The 25,162-nt window shown below is 65.9% G+C and carries 15 protein-coding genes; 6 read left to right on the top strand and 9 right to left on the bottom strand.

Features of this window, described 5'->3' with window-relative positions:
- Window positions 1-73: 73 nt before the first annotated feature.
- Complete coding sequence (locus tag Dfulv_RS01825; protein WP_259860850.1) at window positions 74-1,099, bottom strand: PD-(D/E)XK motif protein; 1,026 nt, start codon at window positions 1,097-1,099, stop codon at window positions 74-76.
- The gene (locus Dfulv_RS01830) at window positions 1,096-3,741 is read right to left on the bottom strand and encodes a Z1 domain-containing protein (protein WP_259860851.1); all 2,646 of its coding nucleotides are present in this window, start codon (window positions 3,739-3,741) and stop codon (window positions 1,096-1,098) included. The genes Dfulv_RS01825 and Dfulv_RS01830 overlap by 4 nt, the downstream gene beginning before the upstream one ends.
- 803 nt (window positions 3,742-4,544) lie before the next feature.
- Here Dfulv_RS01830 and Dfulv_RS01835 point away from each other — a divergent pair.
- Genes Dfulv_RS01835 through drmB form a run of 5 tightly spaced genes read left to right on the top strand, consistent with a single transcriptional unit; the run spans window position 4,545 to window position 16,905 of the window.
- Window positions 4,545-5,729 (top strand): hypothetical protein, encoded by a 1,185-nt coding sequence (locus Dfulv_RS01835; protein WP_259860852.1) that lies wholly within the window; start codon window positions 4,545-4,547, stop codon window positions 5,727-5,729.
- Window positions 5,726-10,438: a sacsin N-terminal ATP-binding-like domain-containing protein gene (locus tag Dfulv_RS01840; RefSeq protein ID WP_259867331.1), complete on the top strand. Its 4,713-nt coding sequence runs from the start codon at window positions 5,726-5,728 to the stop codon at window positions 10,436-10,438. Before Dfulv_RS01835 ends, Dfulv_RS01840 begins: the two co-directional genes overlap by 4 nt.
- Window positions 10,435-11,955 (top strand): NERD domain-containing protein, encoded by a 1,521-nt coding sequence (locus tag Dfulv_RS01845; RefSeq protein ID WP_259860853.1) that lies wholly within the window; start codon window positions 10,435-10,437, stop codon window positions 11,953-11,955. The genes Dfulv_RS01840 and Dfulv_RS01845 overlap by 4 nt, the downstream gene beginning before the upstream one ends.
- Entirely contained in the window at window positions 11,952-15,116 is a 3,165-nt protein-coding gene (locus Dfulv_RS01850; RefSeq protein ID WP_259860854.1) for a helicase-related protein, read from the top strand. The genes Dfulv_RS01845 and Dfulv_RS01850 overlap by 4 nt, the downstream gene beginning before the upstream one ends.
- Window positions 15,097-16,905 carry a DUF1998 domain-containing protein gene (drmB, locus tag Dfulv_RS01855; RefSeq protein ID WP_259860855.1) on the top strand — a complete coding sequence of 603 codons (1,809 nt, stop codon included), beginning with the start codon at window positions 15,097-15,099 and terminating at the stop codon, window positions 16,903-16,905. Before Dfulv_RS01850 ends, drmB begins: the two co-directional genes overlap by 20 nt.
- 136 nt (window positions 16,906-17,041) lie before the next feature.
- Here drmB and Dfulv_RS01860 read toward each other — a convergent pair whose 3' ends face one another.
- Entirely contained in the window at window positions 17,042-18,538 is a 1,497-nt protein-coding gene (locus Dfulv_RS01860; protein ID WP_259860856.1) for a site-specific integrase, read from the bottom strand.
- Entirely contained in the window at window positions 18,535-18,825 is a 291-nt protein-coding gene (locus Dfulv_RS01865; RefSeq protein WP_259860857.1) for a helix-turn-helix transcriptional regulator, read from the bottom strand. Before Dfulv_RS01865 ends, Dfulv_RS01860 begins: the two co-directional genes overlap by 4 nt.
- Window positions 18,826-18,890: 65 nt before the next feature.
- Here Dfulv_RS01865 and Dfulv_RS01870 point away from each other — a divergent pair, with 65 nt between their 5' ends.
- Window positions 18,891-19,493 carry a hypothetical protein gene (locus Dfulv_RS01870; protein WP_259860858.1) on the top strand — a complete coding sequence of 201 codons (603 nt, stop codon included), beginning with the start codon at window positions 18,891-18,893 and terminating at the stop codon, window positions 19,491-19,493.
- 5 nt (window positions 19,494-19,498) lie between these two features.
- Here the strand turns inward: Dfulv_RS01870 and Dfulv_RS01875 are convergent, their stop codons facing one another.
- The 5 genes from Dfulv_RS01875 to Dfulv_RS01895 form a co-directional block, all read right to left on the bottom strand.
- Complete coding sequence (locus Dfulv_RS01875) at window positions 19,499-20,338, bottom strand: replication-relaxation family protein (RefSeq protein ID WP_259860859.1); 840 nt, start codon at window positions 20,336-20,338, stop codon at window positions 19,499-19,501.
- Window positions 20,339-21,028: 690 nt separating this feature from the next.
- Window positions 21,029-22,063: an IS630 family transposase gene (locus Dfulv_RS01880; protein ID WP_259860860.1), complete on the bottom strand. Its 1,035-nt coding sequence runs from the start codon at window positions 22,061-22,063 to the stop codon at window positions 21,029-21,031.
- 481 nt (window positions 22,064-22,544) lie between these two features.
- The gene (locus tag Dfulv_RS01885; RefSeq protein WP_259860861.1) at window positions 22,545-22,850 is read right to left on the bottom strand and encodes a helix-turn-helix domain-containing protein; all 306 of its coding nucleotides are present in this window, start codon (window positions 22,848-22,850) and stop codon (window positions 22,545-22,547) included.
- 62 nt (window positions 22,851-22,912) lie between these two features.
- Window positions 22,913-23,704: a hypothetical protein gene (locus tag Dfulv_RS01890; protein ID WP_259860862.1), complete on the bottom strand. Its 792-nt coding sequence runs from the start codon at window positions 23,702-23,704 to the stop codon at window positions 22,913-22,915.
- Entirely contained in the window at window positions 23,695-24,693 is a 999-nt protein-coding gene (locus tag Dfulv_RS01895; protein WP_259860863.1) for a hypothetical protein, read from the bottom strand. Before Dfulv_RS01895 ends, Dfulv_RS01890 begins: the two co-directional genes overlap by 10 nt.
- Between the last annotated feature and the right edge of the window lie 469 nt (window positions 24,694-25,162).

A 25,162-nucleotide genomic window follows, 5' to 3' on the forward strand; every position in this document is an offset into this window, starting at 1 on the left:
AGCTGGTTCCGGAGACCTTCCGCGGTGATGCCACCGTCGGGTCGGAACGGCTGTGCGTACCACCCGGGCTTCGTCATGCGGCCCCCAGGACACGTCTCACGGCTTGATGCAGGTCCTCGTCCGACGGCGGAACAGTGTCAAGATCGACGTAGTACTCGATGCCGCTGACGCCCGCCGGAACTACCCCCGACGAGAATCTGGTGGGGGTGATGCTCGGAAAGTTGTCGTCGACCTCGAACAGGCGTTGATCGATCACCGAGAAGCTCGCCATCCGGATCTCGGACGAGGACAGCGGCGGAAGCCCCAGACGATCCAGACACGAGAGGATCACGTGCGGCTCACCCGCTGCCGTGCATCGATCCACGATCGACGGCACGTCGTCCGCTACGCCGGGTGCCGTCACCGCCAACCGCAGCCATACGACTTTCAACGACCCTGTCGGCGGCCGGACGAGCTGTTCCGCGCCGTGAACGTGGATCAACCGGCCCTGCGGCGATGTCGTCGTCTTCACCTCGACCGCGTGGGGGTGGCTGCGGAAGTCCTGAGCAGCCCCGGTCGGGCCGGTCCATGTGTTCGCCGCCTTTGCGTCGACTGCCAGAAGGTGCTCCAAGACGAAAAGCTCGCCATACAGGCCGGCGAGCCGTTGCGAGGTCCACTGCGGCCGGCCGCCGAGAAGTTCGCGCCAGGCCTCCAGTGCCTCCGGCACTGCCCGTTCGGGCATGGACTCAGTGCGAGCGAGGACCATGCAGATGTCCGCCACCAGGCCCGTGAAAACACCGGTCAGTGTCGTTCGCCTGCACTCCAGGTCGAGGAATCGGACCACCTTGTCGTTCACGAGCAGAGTCCGTGTCGTGAGATGCACACCCGAACTGCGTCTGTCCTCGACGTCCTGGGCGCCTTTCGGCAAAGGCACCAGCAAGTGTGGAAGTCCATACGAGTCCGACGCCAACCGCAGCGGTCCGGCCGACGTCGGCAGTGCCAGCTCGGTGCTCTGCAGCGTCTTGCTGTCGCTGCGGGAATGCTTCCCGGCGAGCTCGCTCCATAGACGTTCCAGTGTCCGCCGGAGTGCTGCTTCCTGGCCGCCGCGTACACCCGTCACGGAGCAGACACCGGAACGTCGGTGTCGAGGTCCTGGTCGAGAACAGAAACGTCCTCCGGCTCCTCGTCGGTCGCTGCGGGGAAGACTCGAGACAGGTCGGCGGCCAGGTAGTCGTACTCGACCTCGACGTCCTGTCCTCGAACCGGTTTAGGAAAAACCAGTGCCGCTCCCCAGACGACGGCAGGACCGACGACCTTCAGATCCGCGCGGTTCGGTTTCGTCGCCTTGGAGGTTGCGTCGATCGGATAGAGCAGCACCAGGCCCTTCTCGGGCTGCTGTTTCGAGCGTTCCTTCTGCAGTACGGCTCGATTGACCTCAGACACTTTATCGAGGTTGAGGTCGAGACCCTCGTCGCGGGAACCCGTCAGTGTTTTGATGTCCGCCACATCGTCGTCGCTATTGGCGATCAAACGTGTACGCACAACGGTTCCTACGACGCTACCTCCGGGGAGCGTCACCTTCTCGGGCTCTCGGCCGGTGCTCGAGGCACTCGATGCTGGATCGACGCCGATAACACCGACGTTCCAGCTTGTCAGACCGCCGGTATTCATTCGCTTCTCGATGTATGCGGCCATCAGGTTCGCCGAGGCGTCGATCGACTTCTCGTGGAAGCGATATGTGCTCACGAATCGAAAGATGTGATCACCCGGTACGTCCCGCCACAACGGCTTGGCGGATGGTGCTGATCGGTCGAACCAGCCGTCCGTACCGCCGGCTTCCAAGAGCCTCGTGACCGCGTCGGCATTGTCGGCGTGCCACGCCTTGGTGTCGACGCCCTCCGCAGCAGGGAAGTACCGGCTCTCGACCAGCGCACCACCGTATGCGGCCGCGGCACGGACCGCTGCCTTCTGTTTGCTCGGCGCCGTCACACGCATTTTCGGGTGGCAACGGATGCGGACCGCCATCTCGAGCGGTGTCTTGTGCTCCACGAGTAGGCGATCGATCTCGCCCCGCATCTCGGCCTCGACGGTGGCCAGGTGGGTAAACCATCGGCGCATCTCAGCGGGCATGTAGATGCGCGGCAGGTCCTTGTAACCCGGACGGTAGCCGAACCACCGACCCATCTGCAGCAGCGTGTCGTAGACGTCGGACGACCTGACGAAAACGCTGACGACGAGGCCCTCCAAGGTGAGACCACGCGAGAGGGTGTTGCCACCGACGGCGATGACCGTTGCCGCACCCGACTCGTAGTCGAGCCGGTTGGTGCTCCGGTAGTGGTCCATGATGATCTTCGTGTCGGCGACGACCTGAGGCAGGAGCCCCATGACGTCCTCGCAGGCGACGCGGCGCTCGCCGAGCTCGTAGGCGGGCACGCGAGCAGTCTCCGTCTCCCACAGCGTGCACAGCTCTGCGAGCAGTTCGTCGTCGTCCGCGGCGAGCCGTTCGCCGATCTCCAACTTGAGCTGCTCCAGCGGCAGCTTGTACGAGTCGTGCACTCTCGTGTCGGAGTGGGCATGGACGAGCATCGACGAATGCTGCGCCTTGCCGGAACGCGCTCTGCGGGCAGCAGTCGACAACCAGAACCACAGCGCAGCCTTCCGGAGCGACGGCGTCACCCCCGGCTCGAAGTCGGCGATGTCCGCCTTCTTCGCAGGCCGCATCGCGGCGACCTCACCGTCCGGGATCTCCCGGATCATGTCGAGTCCACCCGGCACGTCTGCAGGGTCCTCACCGTCGAGCGGCGAGCGTCCGAACAGGGTCTCCGGACCCTGGTAGTCCTCGCTCCTGGGCAGACTCAGGATGAAGTCGCGCGGGTAGAAGTCCTCCTTGCTGACCGGATCGGCGAGCAGGTTCGCGAACGGGGTCGCCGTGTAGCCCACGTAGCACACCCTCGGCAGCTGCCGAAGAACGTCAGCGATCAACGGGTTGATACTTTTCGTGGCAATCGTCGCCTGGTCGGCCTCGTCGTCGATCAGCAGAGCTGGGCAGTTCTGCAGATGCGCCCGAGCGTCGGCGAGCCACTTCTTCAGCTTGCGCAGAACAACAGCGTTCTTCTTGACCACGAGCAGAAGATGCTGATCCTTCGCGGCGAGAAGGGCGGCCGGATTCGGCGGCGGGGTGAAGTCGTGCTCGGGGGTCGTGATCTGGTGCCACAGGGGAGGGTTCAGCCTGACCACGTCGCGGATCAGCCTCGTCTGCGTCTGACGCCGGAGGGCGTTGTGCACGCCGGAGAGTACGATGAACATCCGGTAGCCCCGGTCTGCGGCCTTGCAGATTACAGCCGTGAAGTTGCTGGTCTTGCCGGACTGGACGTGGCCGACCACAAGCCCGCGCGAGTCGAACCCAGGCGTCGCCGGATGATCCAACATGGCGACGACCTTTTCGGAGGCCTCGTTGATCGTATCGACGGCATCCGAATCCAGGGTTCTCCGCAGGTGTGCTTCGAACGCGGGCCAGTTGCGGTCGCCCTTGCGCGGCCCGGTGTACCACGGCGTCGTATTCTCCCGGCCCAGCCCCAGGGGCTCCTTAAGCTCGAGGATCTTGGTCGTCTCGACCTCGTGCCGCTTGATGAGCTCGGCGATGAGGTCCTCGGGAACCGAAAGGCTGCGGAGCTGCTGCGTGACCTGGTGCGGCGGCGCGTGGTCGAGGAAGTTGCGATAGGTCTCCCACGCGCCGCTGATGCGCGGATCGTTCTCAGACATCAGGCACCTCGATTCAAGGACGCATCACAGTTCGCTGGTCTGGTGTTGCACACGTCGGCGTGACCGTTCACCAGGTGATCGGCGACAGAGATGCGACTTCGGAGCTTCGCTGCTGGAGGTCGAAGCGGTGGGGTGTGCACGAAACCCTTACTAGCATCCTGGATCATCACCACGGTAGTCGTGACGGCTTCGGTGTAGTTCGACCCGGTGAAACTCATCCGAATGTCTCATTGCGTACTCGTGCGTCGGGCCGACCGATTCCGGCCCGACGATCACTCGCGGCTGGGGACGGTTCTGCGTGGCGCCGGTTTCATCGTCGTCTCGAGCGGTGATCCGGCCGCTCCATCGATGTTCTCCATCGAGCGCGCTGTGCGATGGTCAGTGTTCGTGATCAGCGGACCGCCGCAGCTGGAACGCGGTAGGCTGGCTCGAGTTCCCGAGTTGCATACCTCGGATACGCGTTTGAGCGGAGTGTTACTAGAGCCGCGATGCGGCGGCCCGTCGCGGACAGGCAGACGCTCGTTCCCGGAATTGGACCACTTCCAGGCGATGGGGGCTCCGTCGTTTGCCGCCGATGTCGAGCCGTGAGTCGAACTCGCAATCCTTTGGGCTACTGCTTCCCGAATCTGGCGGTAGGTAGTCTTATGGCCCCGATCGGCGACCCAAAACTGGGGATTGCTGGAAAATACTGGAAGATTTACAGTCGTGGTTGTGGACGGTGTAGAGGCGCAGGAGCGACCCACTGACGAGTCGCGTGGGGATCGTGGATCGGGCGCAAGCTGTCTTGCTCCTGGGGAGCAGCAATGACTGGTGACCCGAGTTGGCGGCAGCCCGATCCGGCATTGGTGCATTGGCTCGACGACCATCGCAGGCGGACCCTGGAGGCGTACCGGGCTGATCCGCTCTACATCGCGGAGCACGCCAACCAGGAAGACAGCTACCGAACCGGTGGGTATACCGGGCGGCAGCTGCTGGAACTGGCTCGGAACACCGCCGACGCCCCGCACCGCGGTGGTGCCCACGGACGCGTTGAGCTGCGACTGGCAGGCGACACGCTGTACTGTGCCAACGAAGGCGAGCCCTTCACACAGGCTGGCCACGAGGCCGTAGGCAACGCCTTCCTGGGTTCAAAGCGCGGCGAAGAGATCGGCTGGCTCGGTCTGGGCTTCAAGTCGTTCCTCGGAGTCAGTCGACACCCCGCCGTCTTCAGCCGGTCAGTTAGCTTCGACTTCGACGGTGACAGGTCTCGGCTCGAGCTCCTTGTCGTAGATCCGCACGCCAGCCCGTTTCTTGTCCTGCGCCTTCCGTTGTTCGTCGGCGTCGAACATGAGCTGAGGACGGACGAGACCTTGCGGGGCCTTGCGTCCTGGGCGCAGACCGTGGTCCGCCTTCCGCTGTCGAACGGCCGCTCGCGGCTCGTGGGGGAGATGTGCGAGTTCTCACGCGAGTTCCTGCTGTTCGTCCTGAACGTGTCGGCCCTCCGTCTGAAGATCGACGGAGATGCCGACATAGGCCGGTCCCTGGGACGGAGTCTGCGGCGCCGTAACGCAGCGGAGCGACGGATGTCTCGTGCGTACCACGAAGATCCTGGCCACGTGGAGTCCGGCACTGGCATCGAGATCCAGACGTCGCAGGACAGTTGCGGCTGCAAGGAGATCCACGAACTCGTGCAGAACGGCGCGGATGCGCTGAGGGAGGCGTTGGGTAACACCGCTGTCCGACGGCAGAGCGCCGATATGAGGCCTATCGTTTGCCGACTTGCCGCTCCGCGCCGCCTGCGTTCTTCCATCGCAGTACCGAACGTTGGGCATGTCCGGCCGGAAAGCTGCAAATGCTCGGCGATTACGAAGCGCGGCAGGCGTCGAGTTGCGGAACGTCAACTTCGGCACGGACGCTGCGTCGTCAATTCGGCAGCTGCCCCTTGCGAAGGTGTAATCGGTCGCGGTGCAGCGACCGCGGATGCGAGGAGCGCTCGTTCGTGGCGATGACGACGCGGCAGGCCTGGACGCCGGACCCCGGTCTTGTGAAGCAGGTCGAGGAGCAGTTCGAAGGGGCGATAAAATCGTATCGGGCCCTCCCCACGTTGATCCCGGAGCATGCAGGCCTCGAGGAATCGATCAGGACTGGCGGATACGCCAACCGGACCCTGCTCGAGCTCGTCCAGAATGCCGCAGATGCGATGTCCGGAGACAACGGCACTCACGACGGTGCGGCCGGTCGTGTCGAAATCGTGCTCGACACCGAGAGTCGGAACCTGTACTGCGCCAACGCGGGGCGTCCGTTCACGGAGAGCGGATTGACGTCGATCATGCACGCGTATCTCAGCGCCAAGCGGGGCGACGAGATCGGGCGGTTCGGCCTCGGGTTCAAGTCCGTTCTCGCTGTCTCCTCGGCGCCGCAGGTCTTCAGCCGTTCGATCTCGTTCGAGTTCAATTCGCCGGCCGCCCAGGCTCGTCTGGCCGAGATCGGCTTCGCGGCCAAACGCTATCCGATCCTGCGAACGGCGACGGTTGTCGACGCCGGCACCGCGTTCGTCGAGGATCCAGTCCTGGCTGACCTGGCCGAGTGGGCGGTCACCATCGTCAAGCTCCCGCTGGCGACCGGACTCGATCGGCTCCGCGGGGAGATCGAGAACTTCGCCTCAGAGTTCCTGCTCTTCGTCGGTGCAGTGCGGGAGGTGAGGCTCCGGGTCCTCGGTCTGAACGGTCTCGATACGAGTCACCGTTCACGCGATTTCGGCGACGGCGTTCTCAAGATCGAGCGGCCGGACGGCAGTGGCGAGGAGTGGATCGTCGAGAACCGGATGCATGAGTCGAGTGCTGAAGCGCGCGCTGCGGTGGGGGAGGCGGTGTCACGCAAGCGGGTCAAGGTGACTGTCGCGATTCCGAAGCGGCATTCGAGGCTGCGGATCGGTAAGTTCTGGTCCTACTTCCCGCTGGTCGACAACACCTCGGCATCTGCCCTCTTCAATGCGCCTTGGAGTGTCAACGACGACCGGACGACACTGCTGGAGAACACCTACAACCGAGAGATCCTCGGTACGGTCGCCGAGATGTTCGTGGACTTGCTCCCGAGGCTGAGCGGGGACGACGACCCGGCCGGTCATCTCGACTACATGCCGGCGCGTGGCAAGGAATGGTTGTCGTTCGGCGACAGACTGCTCTGCGCCTATGTGCCGAGGTTCGCAGCGAACCGGCAGCTCGTGCCCAACGCTTCCGGGACGCTGACGGGCGCAAAAGAGTTGAAGCCGCTCGATTTCGCTGTCGAGGTCGACACCGAGGTCCATCGAGCGTGGATCGACTCCCCCAACACCGGCGACAACGTTCCTCATTGGCGCTGCTACACGACGCCGCAACGTTTCACCCGCCTTCGTCAGCTGTTCACGGAGGCGGCGTCGGGCGGTGGAATCGACGCGGAGAGCCGCGACGTCAAGAAGGCGCTTGAGGTCATGCCGAAGCGTGGATTCCTGACGTGGCTGCGCGAATGGGCCGAGGGGTCGGACGCGGTGTCCGCCGCGAAAGCCTTCAAGTTCGTCACCGGGTACAAACGACGTGCCGACGTCGAGAACGCCAAGGTCATCCCGACCACCGCGGGTCTGCGTGCGCTGGTGGACAAGAACGCCGTCTTCATCAACCAGGAGGAGGGCGTCGAGATCGAAGGGGCGGTTTTCGTATCGGCGGATTTCCTCGCCCAGCCCGGTGTGGACAAGGCCCTCCGTGATGCCGGCTTCCGAGACCTGGACCCACTCGCGATCCTCAACGCCCGGCTGGCGAACGTCTCCGTGTCGCCCGGTGACGAGCAGTTTACCAAGCTCTGGGACGCGGTTCTCGGCCTGCCGGTCGACAGGGCCGTGAGAACACTGTCCGAACACTCGTCCGTCGTGAAAGTGCCGACGCGCGACGGTGGGTGGGCATGGCCCCGGCAGGTGTTCGATCTCGACCCGTATCTGGGCGACGGCCTGGCGTCGAGGAGTCTAGACCGCACGCGCTGTCTGCCGGAGGTCGCCTACCGGCTGGGCGTAATACGTGAGCCGGTCAAGGAATACCCGCTCGAGGACGAGCCTTGCTTCGAGGACTATCGAGACTGGGTGTTGGAGGCTGTCCGAGCGGTGCAAGGCCCGGGCGAGCGTCCCGTCGAGCGCATCGAGATCTACCCCGGCAAGGGCCCTGGCCCTTTCTCCATGCTCTCCATTCTCCGGGATGTGGGGGCCCCCGATCGCGTACGTGAGTCTTGGACGGTCGGTCTGGTCACCGCCGGAAGTCCGGATTGGACCTGCGAGGACGTCGACACGGGGGCCGCCTATCACGTGCAGTCTCCGGTTCGATGGGCGGCGGAGCAGGCCGGTCTGCTGAGCTCGAACCAAGGATTCCGTCCACCCGCCGAGGTGGTCTCGCCGACGCTGGTCAGGTACGAGAAGCTGCTTCCGCTCCTGCGCGGATCCGGGCAGGGGCAGGTCGCTGCTGCGTTGGAGCTCCCGGATCAACTCGACGCGGTCCCGGTTCCGGTGCTCAAGGAGGCGCTCGAGGCGGAAGCGTTCGCGTCGTCGATCCCGGACGCCGTCCTCGTCGAGTTCATCACGAAGGTGTGTCGTGTGGCGTACGAGAACGCGCCACCTCCGAGGATCCCTGCCCGGATCAAGCGTACGATCGAGGCCCGCCCGCCGTCGTCGGTCTACCTCGCCACGACCGACGAGCAGGAGCAGTATCTGTCCACCCGTCAGCGGCCCTATCTGCGGGTCACGGATGAGCGGTCCACAGAACTCGTCGAGTCGGTGGGATGCCGTCGGTTCGAGGACAGCTTCGCGTTCTCGATGCTGGTGGAAGGGCTGCAGGATGCCGAACGCATCGTCGATGTCTTCACGGGACTTCGGGGCACGCACGTCGCGGACGCGGTGAACAACGCGACCGTCACGCGGGCGATCCAGATCGCCAAGCGGGTCTCGACGGAGGACGGGGTCGAGGACCATTCGCTCGATTTCTACCGCGACGGTCCGGCTCTCTTCGTCCGCAGCGATGCGGACGAGCGCCGGACACTCAGATTCGTCAACGAGGCATTCGATCTGAGTCTGACGAACGCGGAACTGGACGGGGTCCTGAAGACCGGGCTGGACCATCGCCTGGAAGCCTTGAGGCAGGAGGCCAAGGCGGCTGTCACCGACGCCGACCGATTGGACGTCTATTTCGGCCCGGACGACCTGCGTGAAGCGCTGCCCAAGGGCCTGTGGCAGGCGCTCGAGGCGCAGGGCTTGGTCGACGGCCGGACCTCCGTCGCCGAGCTCTTCCTCACCGTGTTCGGCGCGGACTCGGTGAAGCAGTTGAAAGAGCTCTTCCAGGTGGCCGGGTTCCCCGACGTCCCGAATCAGTGGGCGGGCGGCGCGGCCACGATCTCCTGGCTGCGCAGGATGGGCTTCGGTACCGAGTACGCCGGCCGGCGGGAGATTCGGAGGGCCGACGAGTTCATTGTCGACGGCGCCGTCCGGCTCAACCCGCTTCACGATTTCCAGCTGGAGATTAGCCGGCAGCTCCGGGACGTCCTCACATCGCGTGAGGCGAACGGTCGCCACCAGAAGGCGATGGTGGAACTTCCGACCGGTGCCGGCAAGACGCGCGTCGCCACGGAGACGGTGCTGAAACTCTTCATCGACGGCAGCCTCCGTGGTCCCGTACTCTGGATCGCGCAGTCGTTGGAGCTCTGTGAGCAGGCCGTTCAGACCGCGAGTACGGTATGGAGAGGGCTCGCCGACGAACGGCCGCTCGCGATCGGGCGTCTTTGGGACGGCAACACGGTCCACGAGCCCGATACCGAATTCAGCTTCATCGTGGCGACGGATGCACAGCTGGACGTCGTGCGTAACGCACCCGAGTACGAGTGGCTGAGCCGCCCCGCCGCGGTCTTCGTCGACGAGGGACACCGAGCCGGCAATTCTGAGCGCTACACCCGGATCCTCGGCTGGCTGGGTGTGGCCGGACGAGGGTGGGAGCGTCCCTTGGTCGGGCTGTCCGCCACACCGTTCAAGGGAACGTCGGAGTCGGCGACCATCGCCCTTGCCAGCCGGTTCGGCAATCGCAAGTTGGAGGCCTTCGGCGGCGACGCGTATCGGCAGCTGTCTGCGAGTGGAGTGCTCGCCCGCGTCAGGCACGAGGTGCTGCCCGGCATCGAGGTGGTCCTGCGCCCGGACGAGAGGGCCGAGGCGACCAACCGGCGCTCCCTCAGCCGCTCCGTCCTCGACCGAGTCGGCCAGGACCACGTACGCATGTCGATCCTCGTCAATCACATCATGGGGTTGGACAGCACTTGGCCGGTGCTGGTCTTCACACCAAACGTTCTCTCCGCGCAGGTGCTCGCTGCCACGCTTCGCTACCGCGGTGTCGAGGCGGCAGCGGTGAGTGGGCAGACCGGTCGACAGCAGCGCAGCGACATCATCAGAAGGTTCAAGGACAACAAGATTCGGGTTCTGACCAACTGCGACCTTCTGATCCAGGGGTTCGACGCTCCGGGTGTCCGGGCGCTCTACATCGCACGACCGACGCTCAGTCCGAACGCCTACATCCAAATGGCCGGCCGCGGCCTCCGCGGCCCGGCGAACGGGGGGAAGGAGGAGTGTCTGATCGTCGACATGGCGGACAACTTCGGGGACCTCAGCGACTGGCTCGGATATCGGGAGTACGAGCACCTCTGGCAGGAGCAGAGCGCATGATCCTCGTCCCGGACCTCGCTGACATCGAGAAGATTGCCGTCAGCGACGCCGAACGGCGCGTCGCCCGACTTCTTCGCCAGATCGACTCTGATCCCGAGGCGGTCGCCTTTCATTCCGTCAAGTTGCGATCGCACGCCTACAAGCAGCAGGCGGAGGCAGATCTGGTCGTCCTGTGGAAGAGGGTCGTCATCCTCGTCGAGGTCAAGGGCGGCGGTGTCAGCAAGCACGACGGGGTCTGGTACTCGGTCGACCGACGCAACGACTGGCACAAGCTCCCGGGTTCGCCGATGGATCAGGCACAGTCCGCCATGTACGCGCTGCGCGACATTCTTCGGGAGGAGGGCATCGGCTGGTTCGCGCACGAGGCGGTCGTCATCACTCCGGACATCGACTCGCCCCCACATGCGGTCGGTTGGCAGCCGACGCACTGGCTGGCCAAGGACGACATGAGCGTCACAGGCCTCACCACGGCGCTCGATGTGGTGGCCGCGGGCGCCCGGACGCCGCCCTTCGGCCAGAAGCAGGCGCGAATCGACGAATTGCGTGCCCGCCTGTTCGGGGAATTCACCAGGATGCCGGTGCTCGACGCGCAGCGAGGAGCTGTGATCGAGGAGCAGAACCGCGCCACGGCCGGCCAGGCGAGGGTGCTCGCCGCGCTCGCGCGCAATCCGCGCGTGATGGTGTCGGGCGGCGCCGGCACCGGTAAATCGCTGGTGCTCGTCGAGGCGGCCAAGCAGGAGGCTGGCCATGGCAGATCGGTCCTGATCACGTTCCGCTCGCCGGAGTTGCTTCCCTTCTTCAAGGCGCACGTCGGCGATCGCGTCATCGACGTCGTGCCCTTCGACCTGTTGACGCCGTCGAGCCGCTACGACGCCGTGTTCGTCGACGAGGCGCAGGACCTCATGACCGCCGAACGGATGGACCAGCTCGATGCGGTGGTCGCCGGTGGGCGAAGCTCGGGCCGGTGGCGGATGTTCCTCGACACGAACAATCAAGCGCACGTCGATGGGTGCTTCGACCAGGTCATCTACGACTACGTCTCCGAGGAAGCCTTCCTGCTCGACCTGGACCTCAATGTCAGGAACACCGCGGCGATCGTGACGATGGTTCAGGAGTACATCGGCGCGGACGTCGGAGATCCGGGCATCGTCCACGGTGAAAAGGTTCAATGGCACCAGCCCGAGGGTGCACCGGACGTCGCGGCGGCCGACAAGGTGGCGACGGACCTCGTCTCCGGTGGCGTCCGGCGGCAGGACATCTGGATCATCAGTGCGACCTCGACCGCAGCCCGCTCGGTGACCGAGCGTGGATTCACCGTCATGAGTCCGCGACACGCCAAGGGCCTCGAGGCGGAGAACATCATTGTTTGCGATCTCCCGGCCATCTACGACCGGGCGGGAACGGCGGCGTTCTACGTCGCGGTGACGCGGGCGCGCGTGTCGTTGCACATCGTCGCATCCAAGGAGGACAGGAAGCGGCTTCGGGAACTCGTCCGACCGGGATCGGTGGCGAAATGAGCAGGACGACCGCGCAAGAGATCGCGCTGCGGCATCTTCGATCTGCGTACGTCGGACCGGACGGCGGTGACGACGAGGTCGTTCTCAACATGCCCGACCGCCAGTACGCCGTCGGCATGCTGTTCCCTGTGGCCTCGTCGCCACCCATGCAAGAGGAGTCCGACGAGACGGAAGTCGAGGCTGACGTCAGCTCCGGTGACGTCGAGGAGAGCGGGGCCGGCGTTCCACTCGCCGAGGACTGGCGTCCGTCGTCCGTCGCGATCTCCTTCATCACGGATCGGCCGGCCGTCGTCTGCGGATTCTCGGGCGGTACCTATCGGCCTGTCCAAGGCGACGGCCCGCCGCGCTGGCAACGGCATCCATTCCGTTTCGAGGGCGTCGAGCTCACCCGGGAGACGCCGCCGCACCAGCTCAAGGCTGGCGAGGTGCCGATCGAGATCGGATCGAGATGGCGGCCCTACGGTGACCGCTATCTGGTGACGACGCATGCGCGTGTCCTGTCAAGGTCGACGGGCGACGACCGGCAGGATATCGCCCTGATGCTCTTCCAGATTGCGCTCGACGTCTCTCCGGCCCCGGGCGGGCAGATCTTCGAGTACGACATCTCTCGTGCCTTCGACCTGGACGCCGAGTCCGCAGAGCTGCGACTTCGGTATCGGGACAAGAGGGTTTATGCGGTCGGGCACGGCATGGCAGCGGATTGGGAGCTCGCCGACGGTACCTGCAGCCGGATCTTTCTCGATCCGGTTCCGGCGTTCGTCGTGCCGACAGTCGAGACCATCGGTTTCGATCCAGAGTCGGTCGAGGCCGAGGCGCTGGGCCTCGCCAACCTCGCGCTCATCGACACGCAGCCCGAAAGGGTCGTGTCGATGCTCGACGCCTTCGTCAGCGCCTTTTCCGACTGGGTCTGCGGGCAGGAGACTCGTGTCGAGGGATTCGGGTCGAGGGCGGCAACGGCGCGTGCGATCACCGACCGGGCCGGCGAAGCGGCCGCTCGTATGACGGCTGGCGTCGACCTGTTGCGTGATCCTGAGCGCGGGGCGTTGAGGACGGCGTTCGCGCTGGGGATGACCGCCATGCGTTCGCAGATGCGCCAGACCGCCGTCAGGGCCGGCAACGATCCCGCCGAACCTCGCTGGCGTCCGTTCCAGTTGGGCTTCCTGCTGGTTGCACTGGCCTCGACGGTCGACGAGAAACACGGCGACCGTGAACTCGTCGACCTCATCTGGTTCCCTACGGGCGGAGGCAAGACGGAGGCATATCTCGGGCTCGCGGCGATCGAGATCTTCCGGCGTAGGATCGCATACGGCACTAAGGGTGCGGGCACCGCCGTCATCACCCGTTACACCTTGCGTCTGCTCACTGCGCAGCAGTTCCAGCGAGCGGCGTCACTCGTGTGCGCGATGGAGCTTCTCCGCCGCCAGGATCCGCGGGCGAGAGGCATGGCGCCGTTCTCCATCGGCCTGTGGGTCGGCAACGAGGTGACGCCCGGGACCAAGAAGGACGCAAAGGCCGCTCTCGACCGACTCCACAAGGCAGCCAAACCCGAGGAAGCGAACCAGTTCCAGGTTGAGAGCTGTCCGTGGTGCGGCGCGGCGTTGATCCCCGGTTCGCGGCAGACCGACCGCAGCCGGTACGGCATTCGCGTCCAGGGTCACGACGTTGTCATTCACTGCACCAGCACGGACTGCCCGTTCTACGACGAACTGCCCATCGCGGTGGTCGACGAGGTGCTGTACGAGGAGCCGCCCACGATCCTCCTGGCGACGGTCGACAAGTTCGCCCGACTCCAGTTCAAACCGGAGGCTGGGCGACTGTTGGGCCTCAACACGACGTTCCACCAGCCTTCGATGATCATTCAGGACGAGCTGCATCTGCTGTCGGGGCCGTTGGGGACCACTGTCGCCGTGTTCGACGCGGTGATACAGATACTGCTGAGCCGAGGCGGTTCGACGCCTAAGATCATCGCCTCGACAGCCACGATCCGTGCCTCGGCCGAACAGGTTCAAGGCCTGTACGGGCGCGAGGTCGCCCTCTACCCGCCGGCCGGCCTCGACGGCGACAGAACGTTCTTCTCCCGACCGGTGGCGAGCGGTGAGGGCCGTCTGTACATCGGGCTCATGCCGCAGTCCTTGTCGCAGGTCTCCGCGGTCGTCGCTGCTGCCGCACCCTTGATCGAGATTGCCGAGGTGCTGTCACAGGTTGCCGACTCGGGTGCGACGCGAGACTCGTACTGGACCGCGGTGATGTACCACAACAGTCTCCGCGAGCTCGGCCGGACGGGAACGCTGGTCGTCGACGACGTCAACGGGCGCCTGGAGCCGCGAGCCGACCGGCTCAGCCTGCCGCTGCGGCGTGTCCGTGCCGATCGGGTGCTCGAGCTGACCAGCAGGCGCGGGCCGGAGGAACTTCCCAACGACCTGCGCGAACTCGCGCGCAGCGCGGACAGCACCGACCAGGCCGTCGACGTCGTGCTGTCCTCCAACATGCTGTCGGTCGGCATCGACATCCCGCGCCTGGCCCTGATGCTGATGGTCGGACAACCCAAGACGACCGCGGAGTACATCCAGGCGACCAGTCGTGTCGGCCGCGGCCGGAATAATGGCATCGTCACGACGTTGTTCAGGTCCAATCGAGCGCGTGATCGCTCACATTTCGAAACCTTCCGAGGGTACCACGAGGCGCTCTACCGCAGCGTGGAGCCCACGAGTGTCACCCCTTGGTCGATGGCCTCGCGAGAGAGGTCGTTGGCGGGTGCTCTGGTGGCGTTGCTCCGTCATTCCGTCCCGAGCCTCGCGGCGAACGACGCGGCTGCGCAACTCGATCTCGACGACAGCCGGATGAGCCAAATGATCGACCGGCTCGTATCGACATTCCTCGGGCTGGTGAGCCGATCGGAACAACTCGAGGCGCAGGAGACCAAGGATGAGATCTGGCGGCTCCTACGGGATTGGGACCGTCGCGCGAAGGTGGCGAGGGACGCCGGAGGCGCGCTGCTCTACGACCGTCACAAGAGCGACGACGAAGCGTTGTTGAAGCGGTTCGGGCAGAGCGGTGAGGGTTGGCTCGTCGCCGACTCGATGCGGTCGGTCGATCCGAACGTCGCCGTACAGGTGCGTGAGCCTTTGGAAGAGGGGTCCGGTGGAGCGAATCCTGCATGACCTTCGCCTTTCCGAGACGGTTACGCCGTTCGGGGTGGGAGCGGTTGTCGACGTGCTCGGTGAGTCATTGATCGCCTCCGATACATCATGGTGGGACATCAGGTCGGCGCCCGAGATCAGCTGTCAACGCCTGCTGGCAATCCTGGACCCTGGTGTCCTCAGGCAGGCGCCTGCTCACTCAGGGCGGGCGGCCAAGGAGACCGCACACCTCTTCTACTGGCGGTTCCCGGCCTGGCGATTCTGTGAACGGTGCACCAAGTTGTCGCAGATCACCGGCAAGAGCAAAGGCCGTTGGGTCAACCGCTGCGACTGCGGCGGAGCTCTCGTACCCATGCGTTACGTCGCCGTCTGCGACAAGGGAAGTCATATCCAGGACATTCCGTGGTTCAAGTGGGCGCACCGGGGCATGGACGCCGGCGTCACCGACGCCGTGCGGTTCTGCAAGGCGTACAAGGAACTGAAGTTCGTGCGTTCGTCTCAGCGCGGCGAAGGTCTGTCCTCGCTGAGCGTCGAATGCAACGGGTGCAGGCGTTCCCGTCCGCTCTCCGCCCTGGTCGGCATAGAGTCCCTGCACCGCGACGGCGTTCGATGCGAGGGTCGGCAGCCCTGGCAGGACCCAAGCTCGGACCAAATCTGCGATCACCGGTTGATCGCCGTTCAACGGGGCGCCACCAGCAACTACATCGCTGAGAGTCTCTCGGCGCTCGACATCCCGGAGGAGACCCTGCCGTCCGTTGCCCGTACGGAGGCGATCCGGAGTCATGAGCTCTTCTGGAGAATGGTGGCCGACAACGGCGGACCCAAGTCCGAAATGTTCGCGGAGATGATCGCTGAGGAAGTCGGTATCCCGGTCGAGGAGGTCTTGAGAGCGGCATCCGATGAAGAGGATGAATCGGGCGGTGCTGCCCTTTTGGATCTCAAGGACGGCGAGTGGGCCGCCTTCCTCAAGAAACTGGAGAACGGCAGAGATCATGGAGTGGGTGACTTCGTCGTCGACGGGTGGGCGGTGGCCAGCCATTCCACCTGGCCGCAGGCGCTGACGAGCCGGCTCGGAGGGGTCGGTCAAGTGCGCCGCGTCCGCGAGGTGAGGGCACTTCGCGGTTTCCGTCGGTACGACGCCGGTGCTGCCTTCATCAATGCGGATCTCGGTCCAAAGCGGAAGAAGAAGTCGGTCTTCCCGGCCATCGAGCTGTTCGGGGAGGGCATCTTCCTCCGGTTCGACGAGGAGCGGCTGACCGAATGGGAGAGGGCGTCCGAGGTCAGGGCGCGCGCGGACATTCTGATGCAGAGGCGTAGGGCCAGTCAGTGGGCAGAACGCCTACCTGTGCCCGAGCCGCGCTTCGTCGCCCTGCACACAATCGCTCATCTGCTGATCCGGAGGCTCGCGTTCGCCAGTGGGTACGCATCGGCATCGTTGCAGGAACGCGTCTACGCGCACTCCGACAGGCCGGATCGAACCGCAGGTATCTTGATCTACACGGCGGCCGGCGACGCACAAGGAACGCTCGGGGGTCTCGTTCGCCTGGGTGAACCCGATAAACTTCTCCCCCTCCTGCTTGCTGCATTGAGCGACGCGGACGTCTGTTCGAACGATCCTGTGTGCATCGAGAGTGACCGGCAGGGCGCATCGTCCCTCAACCTGTCGGCCTGTCATGGGTGTGCGCTTGTCAGCGAGACATCGTGCGAGACTGCCAATCGACTGCTCGATCGACAATTGGTGCTTGGTGGAGCCAATGTGCCCGGACTGCTCGACGATGTCCTGGATCAGGCGCGTCGGATAGGCGGATGACGCCGAGCCGTACCTGCGTATCACGGTCGATGGACACCGCTGACCAGTCGATCGCGCTGCCGGACGCGGCTGTGCGCCGCCGGTCCTGCGTGCTGCGCGGGGCTGGTGCGCTTCGTGAAGTTGTCAGCGGCTGGACCTACGACTGACGCGTCTGGTATTGGAATTGAGCTGAGCCAGTCGAAGCCCCGTGGCGTCGCTGCCGCCGTCGGGGTACGAGCGCGGCTGCCGCCTTCGCAGCGTCCCGAGCCACCTGCGGCAGAACCGACGTGTACGTGTTGGCGGTGAGCACGATGGTCGAGTGCCGCAGCATTGCCTGGACGGTCTTGATGTCGGCGCCGCCGGCGAGGGCGAGCGTCGCGGCGCCGTGGCGGAGATCGTGGAGCCGTACCGGTGGCAGGCCGGTTTCGGCGATGGCTTCCTTGAAGCGGCGGGTGACGTAGTCGGGGTGGATCATGCTGCCGTCCTCGCGGGTGAAGACCAAGCCGGTCTCGACCCATGCCGCGCCGGCCCGCTCCCGTAGATCGTCCTGCTGTTCGAGGTTTTCGCGGAGCAGCCGGGCGGTGATGGTGTCCAGGGCGATCGTGGCTTCACTGCCGTCAGTCTTCGGGGCCGTTAGGTTGAGTTTCCAGGCTTCGACGACGACCTGGTGCCGCACGGTGAGAGTCAGGGCGTCGAGGTCGAGGTCGGCGCGGTGCAGGCCGCAGGCTTCGCCACGACGGAGGCCGCGCAGAGCGATGAGGTGGTACATCGCGTACAGCGGGTCGTCGATGATGTGGTCGAGGAACGCGCCGGTCTGTTCGGCGGTCCACACCATGACCGGGGACGGGATTCTGCCGGTGCGCCGCCATTCGGCGACGCGCTGGTCGGTCCAGACGAGCGGCTTCGCCGACCGTGCCGGTGGCAGTTCGATGTGGGTGGCCACGTTGTAGGTAATCATTTGGCGGCGTATGGCGTGGTTGAGCGCGGCGCGCAGCGCGGCCTGGATGCGGCGCTGCGCGGTCGGTCCGACCGGCTTCATCGTGCGCCGATCGCCGACAATGCGAGAGCCGAGGTTGAGGTCCGGATCGGCGCGGAGGGCCTCCAGCTCCTCGTTGCGGGCGTTGATTGCGTCGAACATCGCGGCGACATGCTTTCCAGTCAGCCGTACCAGCTTGATGGGGCCGAGGTGTGGCTTGAGGTACTTGCGGATGTTGTCGGCGTAGTTGCGGCGGGTGGTCTCGCGCAGCGAGCGGCGGCTGGCGAGCCAGTAGTCAAGCCATTCGCCGATGGTGATGTCGTCGTGTTCGCCGTCGCTGTGCAGCAGTCGGCGGATCGTGAGCGGCTCTCGGCGGCTGATCGCTGCGGCGATGAGGTCGCCGATGCGGGTGGCGTCGTCGGTGTCGTCGGCCATCGCGAGCAGGGTGCGGATGCGGTCGAGTTCGGTGTCGGCGTCGGCCTTGGTGGCAAAGCCGCCGCGGCGGAGTGGACGGCGTTTGCCGTCGGCGGTGGGCGGAAGTTCGCACTGGTATTGCCAGACGCCGTGCGTCGGGTGCCACGAGCCGCCGGGGCGGCGCAGCTTCGGGCACGAGCGGCCGTACGGGCGGCCGGTGTTGGGGTTGACGCAGCTGCACCGCTTGTAGGTGGTGCCTTTCAACCATGCCTCCTCACGGGCGGTCGGATCGGTTCGATCGACGCTTCACTTCGCCCGCCGGTCAAGTCGCCGGGACCGGCGGGGTCGACGATGGCGAGGAGGTACGCGACTACGACGCGGTAGCGGCGACCGACGGACAGCACTGGGACGGGGAAGTCGCCGGCGGCGGCGAGGGCGTAGGCGGTGGAGCGGCCGATGCCGAGGACTGCGGCGGCGGTGGGCAGGTCGGTGACGGCGCCCAGGGCACGGACGTCGTCGACGGTCCAGATCGACGGTTTGGTGGTGGACACGGTCGTTCCTTTCGGAGGCTTGGAATCGGCTCGCGGTTCGTTGCAGAGCCGGTGACCATTGCGGGGTGCGTGATCCGGCGCGATTCGACGATTCCGAGAACTGGTGCGGCGGCTTCTACGAGCTCGACATCGAGCTCGGCCGAGCCGATCCGGTGCGCCTGCAGGCGGCGTTGGCGGTGCTGTGGGCTGCCGCTGGTATCTACGGCTGTTATGCGGATCCCCGAATCACGAACGGGCTGACGCCAGTACCGCTGAATGTGTCGTCACTCGAGGAGCACGGTCTGCTCGCCGGGATCGTGACGCTGCCTTTCGGCCGTCGTGTCGTCTGTGCCTGTACTTCGGGCGAATTCGACGACGGCCAGGAGTGGCTGACCTTGAGCCTCCCGCTCGGCGCTCTCGCTCGTACCGATCGGCGTATTAGGGCGTTCCCGTTCGGCGAGTATGGCGGCCCTGTTTCGTTGCGCTGGCGGCATCAGCTCGACGCTTGGCTGGGTACCGTCGCTGATGCTGTCCACGCGGAGGTCGGGATCGCCTGTGCGCTCATCGGGTTCGAGATCGATGCCGGGAAGGACGCTGCATCGCTTGCGGCTGGCCTGCCTGAGGAGCGGTGGGAGGCGATCGCGTTGCCGGGGCTGGCCGGTTTGGTTCATACGCCGGCCAACCGGTGAACGGGTCACGAGGCGGGTAGCTCTGCGAGGCGGTACCGGTACCAGCCGGCTTGGGCTATGGCCCACACTTCGCCGACCGGTGACCATGAGCCGGCGCGGTGGCCGGTGGCGACCGGCACGATCGGCGGCTGGTCGGTCAGTATCCGCTGGAGGTTGCGTTCCCGAGCGGGGCTGTGCAGCCAGAACAGCACCGGCCAGACTCGGCCGAGATGGCGGGCGAGTTCGGTGTACCCGTCGAGTTTGTCGACGAGCGTGCTCAGTGGCTCGGTGCCGGTGTCGTACTCCAGGAAGAACGGCACGGTGACGCCGCCTTCGGTCCACTCGCCGTACCCGTCGGGGCGGACCCGCGGTTGGTATGCGCGCAGCACGACGGGATCGTCCGAGCGGACGAAGACGCCAGGCCGGCGGCAGGCCGACTCCGACCACCAGGCGTCCAGTGTCGTTCCTGGATGGCTGCGGGCGTGGCCGGCCAGGTCGGTGAAGAACTGGTTGACGCCGAGCCGGTGTGCGAGGAGGTGCCCGGCGGTCCAGCGTCGTCGTTCGGTACGGGCATGTTCGCGCCGTGGCGGGCGTTCGCCGCGGGCGGCGGCGATGGTCTCGGCGCCGAGCTGGTCGATGACGTAGTGGTACGGGTAGGAGCCGCCGTCGGGCCGGTTCGGTCGGAACCGAGTGATCAGCCGCAGTTCGGTCAGGGTCCGAAGCCGTCGCTGGCAGAAGTCCAGCGATGGGAACAGCGCATTGGCGATCTGGAACGACGTGAGCACGCCGTGGTCGTACAGCCAGCCGAGCAGGGTCCGATCCCGCTCGGTCAGGCGGACCTGGACGCGCAGGACAGGGTCATCCATGGCGCCTCCCGCCCCACCGGAGACCCCCTTCAGGAGGGTCTGTCGGAGTTGATCGGTACGGCCGTGACAGCGGTTCTGACCTGCGTAGTGAGCGCGGTGGAGGGGTCAGTCCGCGGGTCAGCTTGAAAGCTGACCCCATTGCTGACGGCAAGCGGGACGGTGGGGCCGACACCGAGACCTGTACGTCGAGCTCGGGGTGGCGAAGTGTGGTTGTGGACATGGGTCGACTCCGGTCTTGATCAAGGATCGTGTGCCCTGGGTTCGGATTGGGCTCGTCATCCCCTATCCGGGTTTGTGAGCCCTGGCGAACGCCCCCATCGCTCGCAGCCGCTCACAGCGCGCGTCGTCCCGCTGCGTGAGCCGGCTGTGGGCGGTTGTGAGTGGACTGTGAGTACTTGGGCGCCGTCGTTGTGAGCGGCATGTGCTACTCGGACGTGGCGGCTGTGAGCGCCTGTGAGTGGCAGACGGTTGACACGACCCGGTCCGCGCCGGTGTCGGATGACCGTGCTCCGACCGACGACCGGTGACAGGAAGTGTCACACCATCCGGTTGTGACACCCGAGGGATGTCAACGACATAGATCGATGTCATGACTGTCGCGCCAGCCTGTGACACGGCGCGACGTGGTGACCCTGACAGTGGCACGACCCAGAACTCGGCCTTGGCTGTGGCACCGTGACGCGGCGCTGGCTAAGCGGGTTCCCTGAAGTTCTGCGCGTAACTGTGGGGCAGCCAGGGTGAGGTCCATGGTGCGGCGGTGGTCAGCATCTGGTCGGGTGTTCGTCGTCGGAAGAACACCCGTGCCTGGTGGATGCGTTCGATCCAGGTGACCGCGGTGTTGGCCAGGTCTGCTTTGAGCGAAGCCCAGATGCGTTCGACCGGATTGTCGTGTGGGCTGTACGCGGCGGCGTGGATGAGCCGGAGCCGGGGGTGGTCGCTGACCCATCGCCGGACCGCCGCGGCGTGGTGGATGCCGTCGTTGTCGCAGATCACCGCGACGGCGGGGGCGTTGGGGTAGGCAGTCAGCAGGAGTTGCAGCATGGCGATGAAACCCGTCGCGCGGCGGCGGGCCCACAGGTACCACCAGGTGCCGGTGGTCAGGTCGAGGGCGCCGAAGATGGTGGCCCGGCGGTTCTTGCCCGGGGTCATCACGTGGTGGCGATGCCCGCGCAGGGTCCAGGTGGCGCGCACTGCGGGCAGGAGATCGAGGTGGGCCTCGTCTTCGGCGATGACAACCGACCCGGCCGGGAGTCGGGCGATGCGGCGGCGGATGCCCGCCAGGGTGTGGTTGTGGTCGGGGTCGCCTCGGGCGATGAGGCGGGGTCGTCGCCAGTGGGCCACGGTGCGGGTGTAGCGCCATAGGGTGCGCGGGCTGATCGCTGGTCTGCCCAGGTGCTGCCAGAGCCGTCGGATGGTCCACGGTCCCGGTGCGGTGAGCAGGGCGGTGATGCGGGTGGTGAGGGCGGTCCCGCCCAGGCGGGGTCGTCCCGGTCGGGGTCGGTCGGGCAGGCCGGGGATGCCTTCGGTGCGGTAGCGGTGCAGCCAGCGGCGCACGGTGGCGGGGTGGTAGTCCAGCAGGGCGGCGATCTGGGCCGGTGGCATGCCGGCGGTGGACAGTACGACCATGATCAGGCGGGTGGCGGTCCGCCACCGGCCGTGCAGCAGGTCCATGATCTGGGCCCGGGTGCCACCAGAGACCTCGGCGAACACACAGACAGGGCGCATAATGGACACGACCTTGCCGGTTTTGTTGAGGTGGTGTCTCTTCTTCACCAATCATCAACGGCCGGCAAGGCCGTGTTGTCTTCGCCCCCGGTGACCTACCCGGGCCCAGTTACGCGCAGAACCTCTGTCAACCCGCTTAGCCGCCGTGGCAACCCCATGATCAAATGTCAATCCGCAGCTAGGGCCGACATTGACATCGATGCTCTTCTGTGAAATCGGTTGTTTGTCATTGGCGGTGTGGCATGACATCCGCGCTGGCGCCGGTGGCCCGCCGGTCACGGGGGTCAAGTTCCCCTGTGAGCCCCTGTGTGCGCGACGTGAGGGCGTGACACCCGCTGCCGTCAGTGTCATGTGCTACGGACACCGTGCCGTCACGGGGCCGCACTGTCACAATTTACATCGATCTGTGTCGTTGACATGGACACGCTTCGGCCAGCACGGCGTGACACGTGACAAGCGCAGTGACACCGCGATCGCAGTGTCACGATGCCCGCGTCACTGTCCGGCCATGACGCCGGCGACGTTCCTGTGCGGCAGTGACAGCGCCGGCAAGCACCGCGACCGGCACGTCGAGCACCTCCGCCAGCACGGCCATCATCGGCCCGCCCGGCAGCCGCACCCCGCGCTCGTACCGCGACAGCTCATGCCGAGTGATCGTCGCCCGCCCGGATACCGAGCAGGCTCGCTCGGCCAGATCCCGCTGACTCAGCCCGAGCGTCCGCCGACGGTTGGCAACGAGCGCGCCGAAGTCGTTCACAGCGGCAGTACTGCTGATGATTTGCTGCATCGACGCTCCCGGTGACTCGGTGGACGTCGATCAACGCTTGCCTTTGCGTGAAGGTCAAGTCGTCAGCCGGGCCGAGTGACCAGGGATGCGATGAGCGTTGCGAGCCGGGCTGCCGGGACATCGAGAGCGGAGCGGCGTCGGCTGCGTCGGGCCAGTTCGTGTAGGTGCACTGCGGCATCGCGGCGTGAGGCCCGTAAGGGCGTCTCGGAAAGCCGCCAGCCACCGATCTCGTCGGGAGGATAGGTGTCGATGATCTCCAGAAGACGGTAGACGTCCTCGACATCCCGGGCCTGCAGGCGCGAGCCGTACGCAAGCGCCTTGATGACGAGCGCGAGTTCGACCGTGGGCACGCGCACGGTGAACTCCAGCGCGGTGCCGTTGAGCATCCGCGCTCTCGCGTCGATCACGATGGGGTCGGCGGCCAGGGCTGGGGCGAGCCCAGGGGCTGAGTCGAACGCGCGCCCGCCGAGTTCCTGCGGTTGGAAGCGCCCATCGAGGGACGGTATGAGCAAGTCGACGGTGAGCTCCGGAACAGGTCCGCCGTCGACGGCGAGGTCGGGTACCGGCCGCGTGTAGCTGTTGCCACTGGTAGCGGTGTACCCGTGGTCGAGGAGGCGTTGATGGATGACGCCGGATCCGGCGAGTTCGGTAGTGATGGCGGCGTCGGCGTCACGGGTGCGGCGTACGTCGATCCCGGATACGGGGAAGGCGGTCAACAGCAGCGAAGCCATTTGCCCGCCGATGATGCGAACGTTCTGGTCGGCGGTGATCGCACTGATCTCCGCGAGGGATCGTATTGACAGTTCGTCCGCGTACGCGGTGGCGACGAGTTCGACGTGACGCCCTATCTCCACAGCCGCTCCCGGAGTGCCCGCGCTCGGAGTTGGTCGACCGCTGCGTCGACATCCCCGCCGGGTGACCGGCGGAGATCCCATGCAGCGATCAGCGGGTCGGTGTACCGACGTGGGTTTCCTTGCCGTTTGGATGGCAATGCGCGGGACATGGTTAGCACGGTCGGATCCCGAGGGGTACACAACTCGACGGTCGCATCCGTCGGCCGTACGACCGCGAATCCGTGCTCCTCCAAAGAGGGCTGGTTGACGACGTAGGCGACGACGCGGCTCGGGCGGCGCCACGGGGCGTACAGGTCGGCGGCGAGGTCGCCGGACACGGCCGGCGGGGCGTCTCCTCGGTCGAGGGCAACGTGTTCGATACGTTCGAGCTGGGCGGCGGGGTCCCCGGTCGTCGCCCAGTACGTGGTCAACCCGCGAGGTCCTGGATAGTCCGCCATGAAGCGATCCCAGCACCCCGCCCGGTCCACGACCTGCCAGCCGGCCGGCGTGCGCGCCACCAACTCGTCGGGCAGCGGTAGTTGCTTGCCGACCGCAACGTGCGACACGCCAATCTGACGTGCGATCTCCGACTGCGACAACGGCTTGGCCGGGCTCAGTGCGAACAACCGGAGCATGGCGAGCCTGGTCCAACTCGTGCGACCCGGATGTGCGGGGACGGCCGGCCGCTGGTCACCAGCCCGGTACGTCTCGCCTTGAAAGCAGACGACCGCCTCATCAACCGCCGCATAGGCGACGCGGTGATCCCGTTCGGCGGCACTCTTCAAGGCACGCCCCGCTCGCGGTACCACGAAGATCAGCCCGTCCACGCGCGGTCGGAGCGCCCTCACGGCGCGATCGATCTCGCGCGGGCTCGGCGAATGGCGCAGCAGCATGACTTGGCGACGTGACCATCGGCCGTCGCCGGTACCGACATCGATCTCGGCGCTGTCCACGACCCGTCGGTCCAACCCGGCGTCGAGCAGCAACTCGACACCGTCAACGGTCTCCACGGAAACAATGTAACCTACCTAGGAAATTTCTAGGTAGGTTACAGCGAAGCTGCCGCCGCTTTGTGGCGGCGGTCAGGCCTCGCGCGACGGCGCGTCGTACATGGCGACCGGCCACGGAACGGTGAGGTACCTGCGCTCGGCCTTACGGCGAGAAGCGCCTGGCGTTCGACCTGGCGGCGGAGGAGGTCGGTGCTCTGCTTATCGTCTCGGAGGATGCCGACCTGACTAGCAAGTCGCCCTGGCGGGACGTGCCGGTGCTGCGCGCCCGCGAGTTCGTAGGCTGGGTGGATGCGATGCGCCGGCACCGCCGGCGTTGACCGCCGCTCGCGCGTGACGCCAGTCGGCGCTACGGCAGCGGCTCGGACGCTTTCGCGCCGGGTAGGTTTCGCGAGGCTGCGTCCTCTGAGGTGGTGTACGACTCGCCCACTTTGAGTGGGGATGCCGGAATGGGAACGGCCACCGCTTGATC

Source organism: Dactylosporangium fulvum, assembly GCF_025137375.1.
In the GTDB taxonomy this organism is placed as follows: Bacteria; Actinomycetota; Actinomycetes; order Mycobacteriales; family Micromonosporaceae; genus Dactylosporangium; species Dactylosporangium fulvum.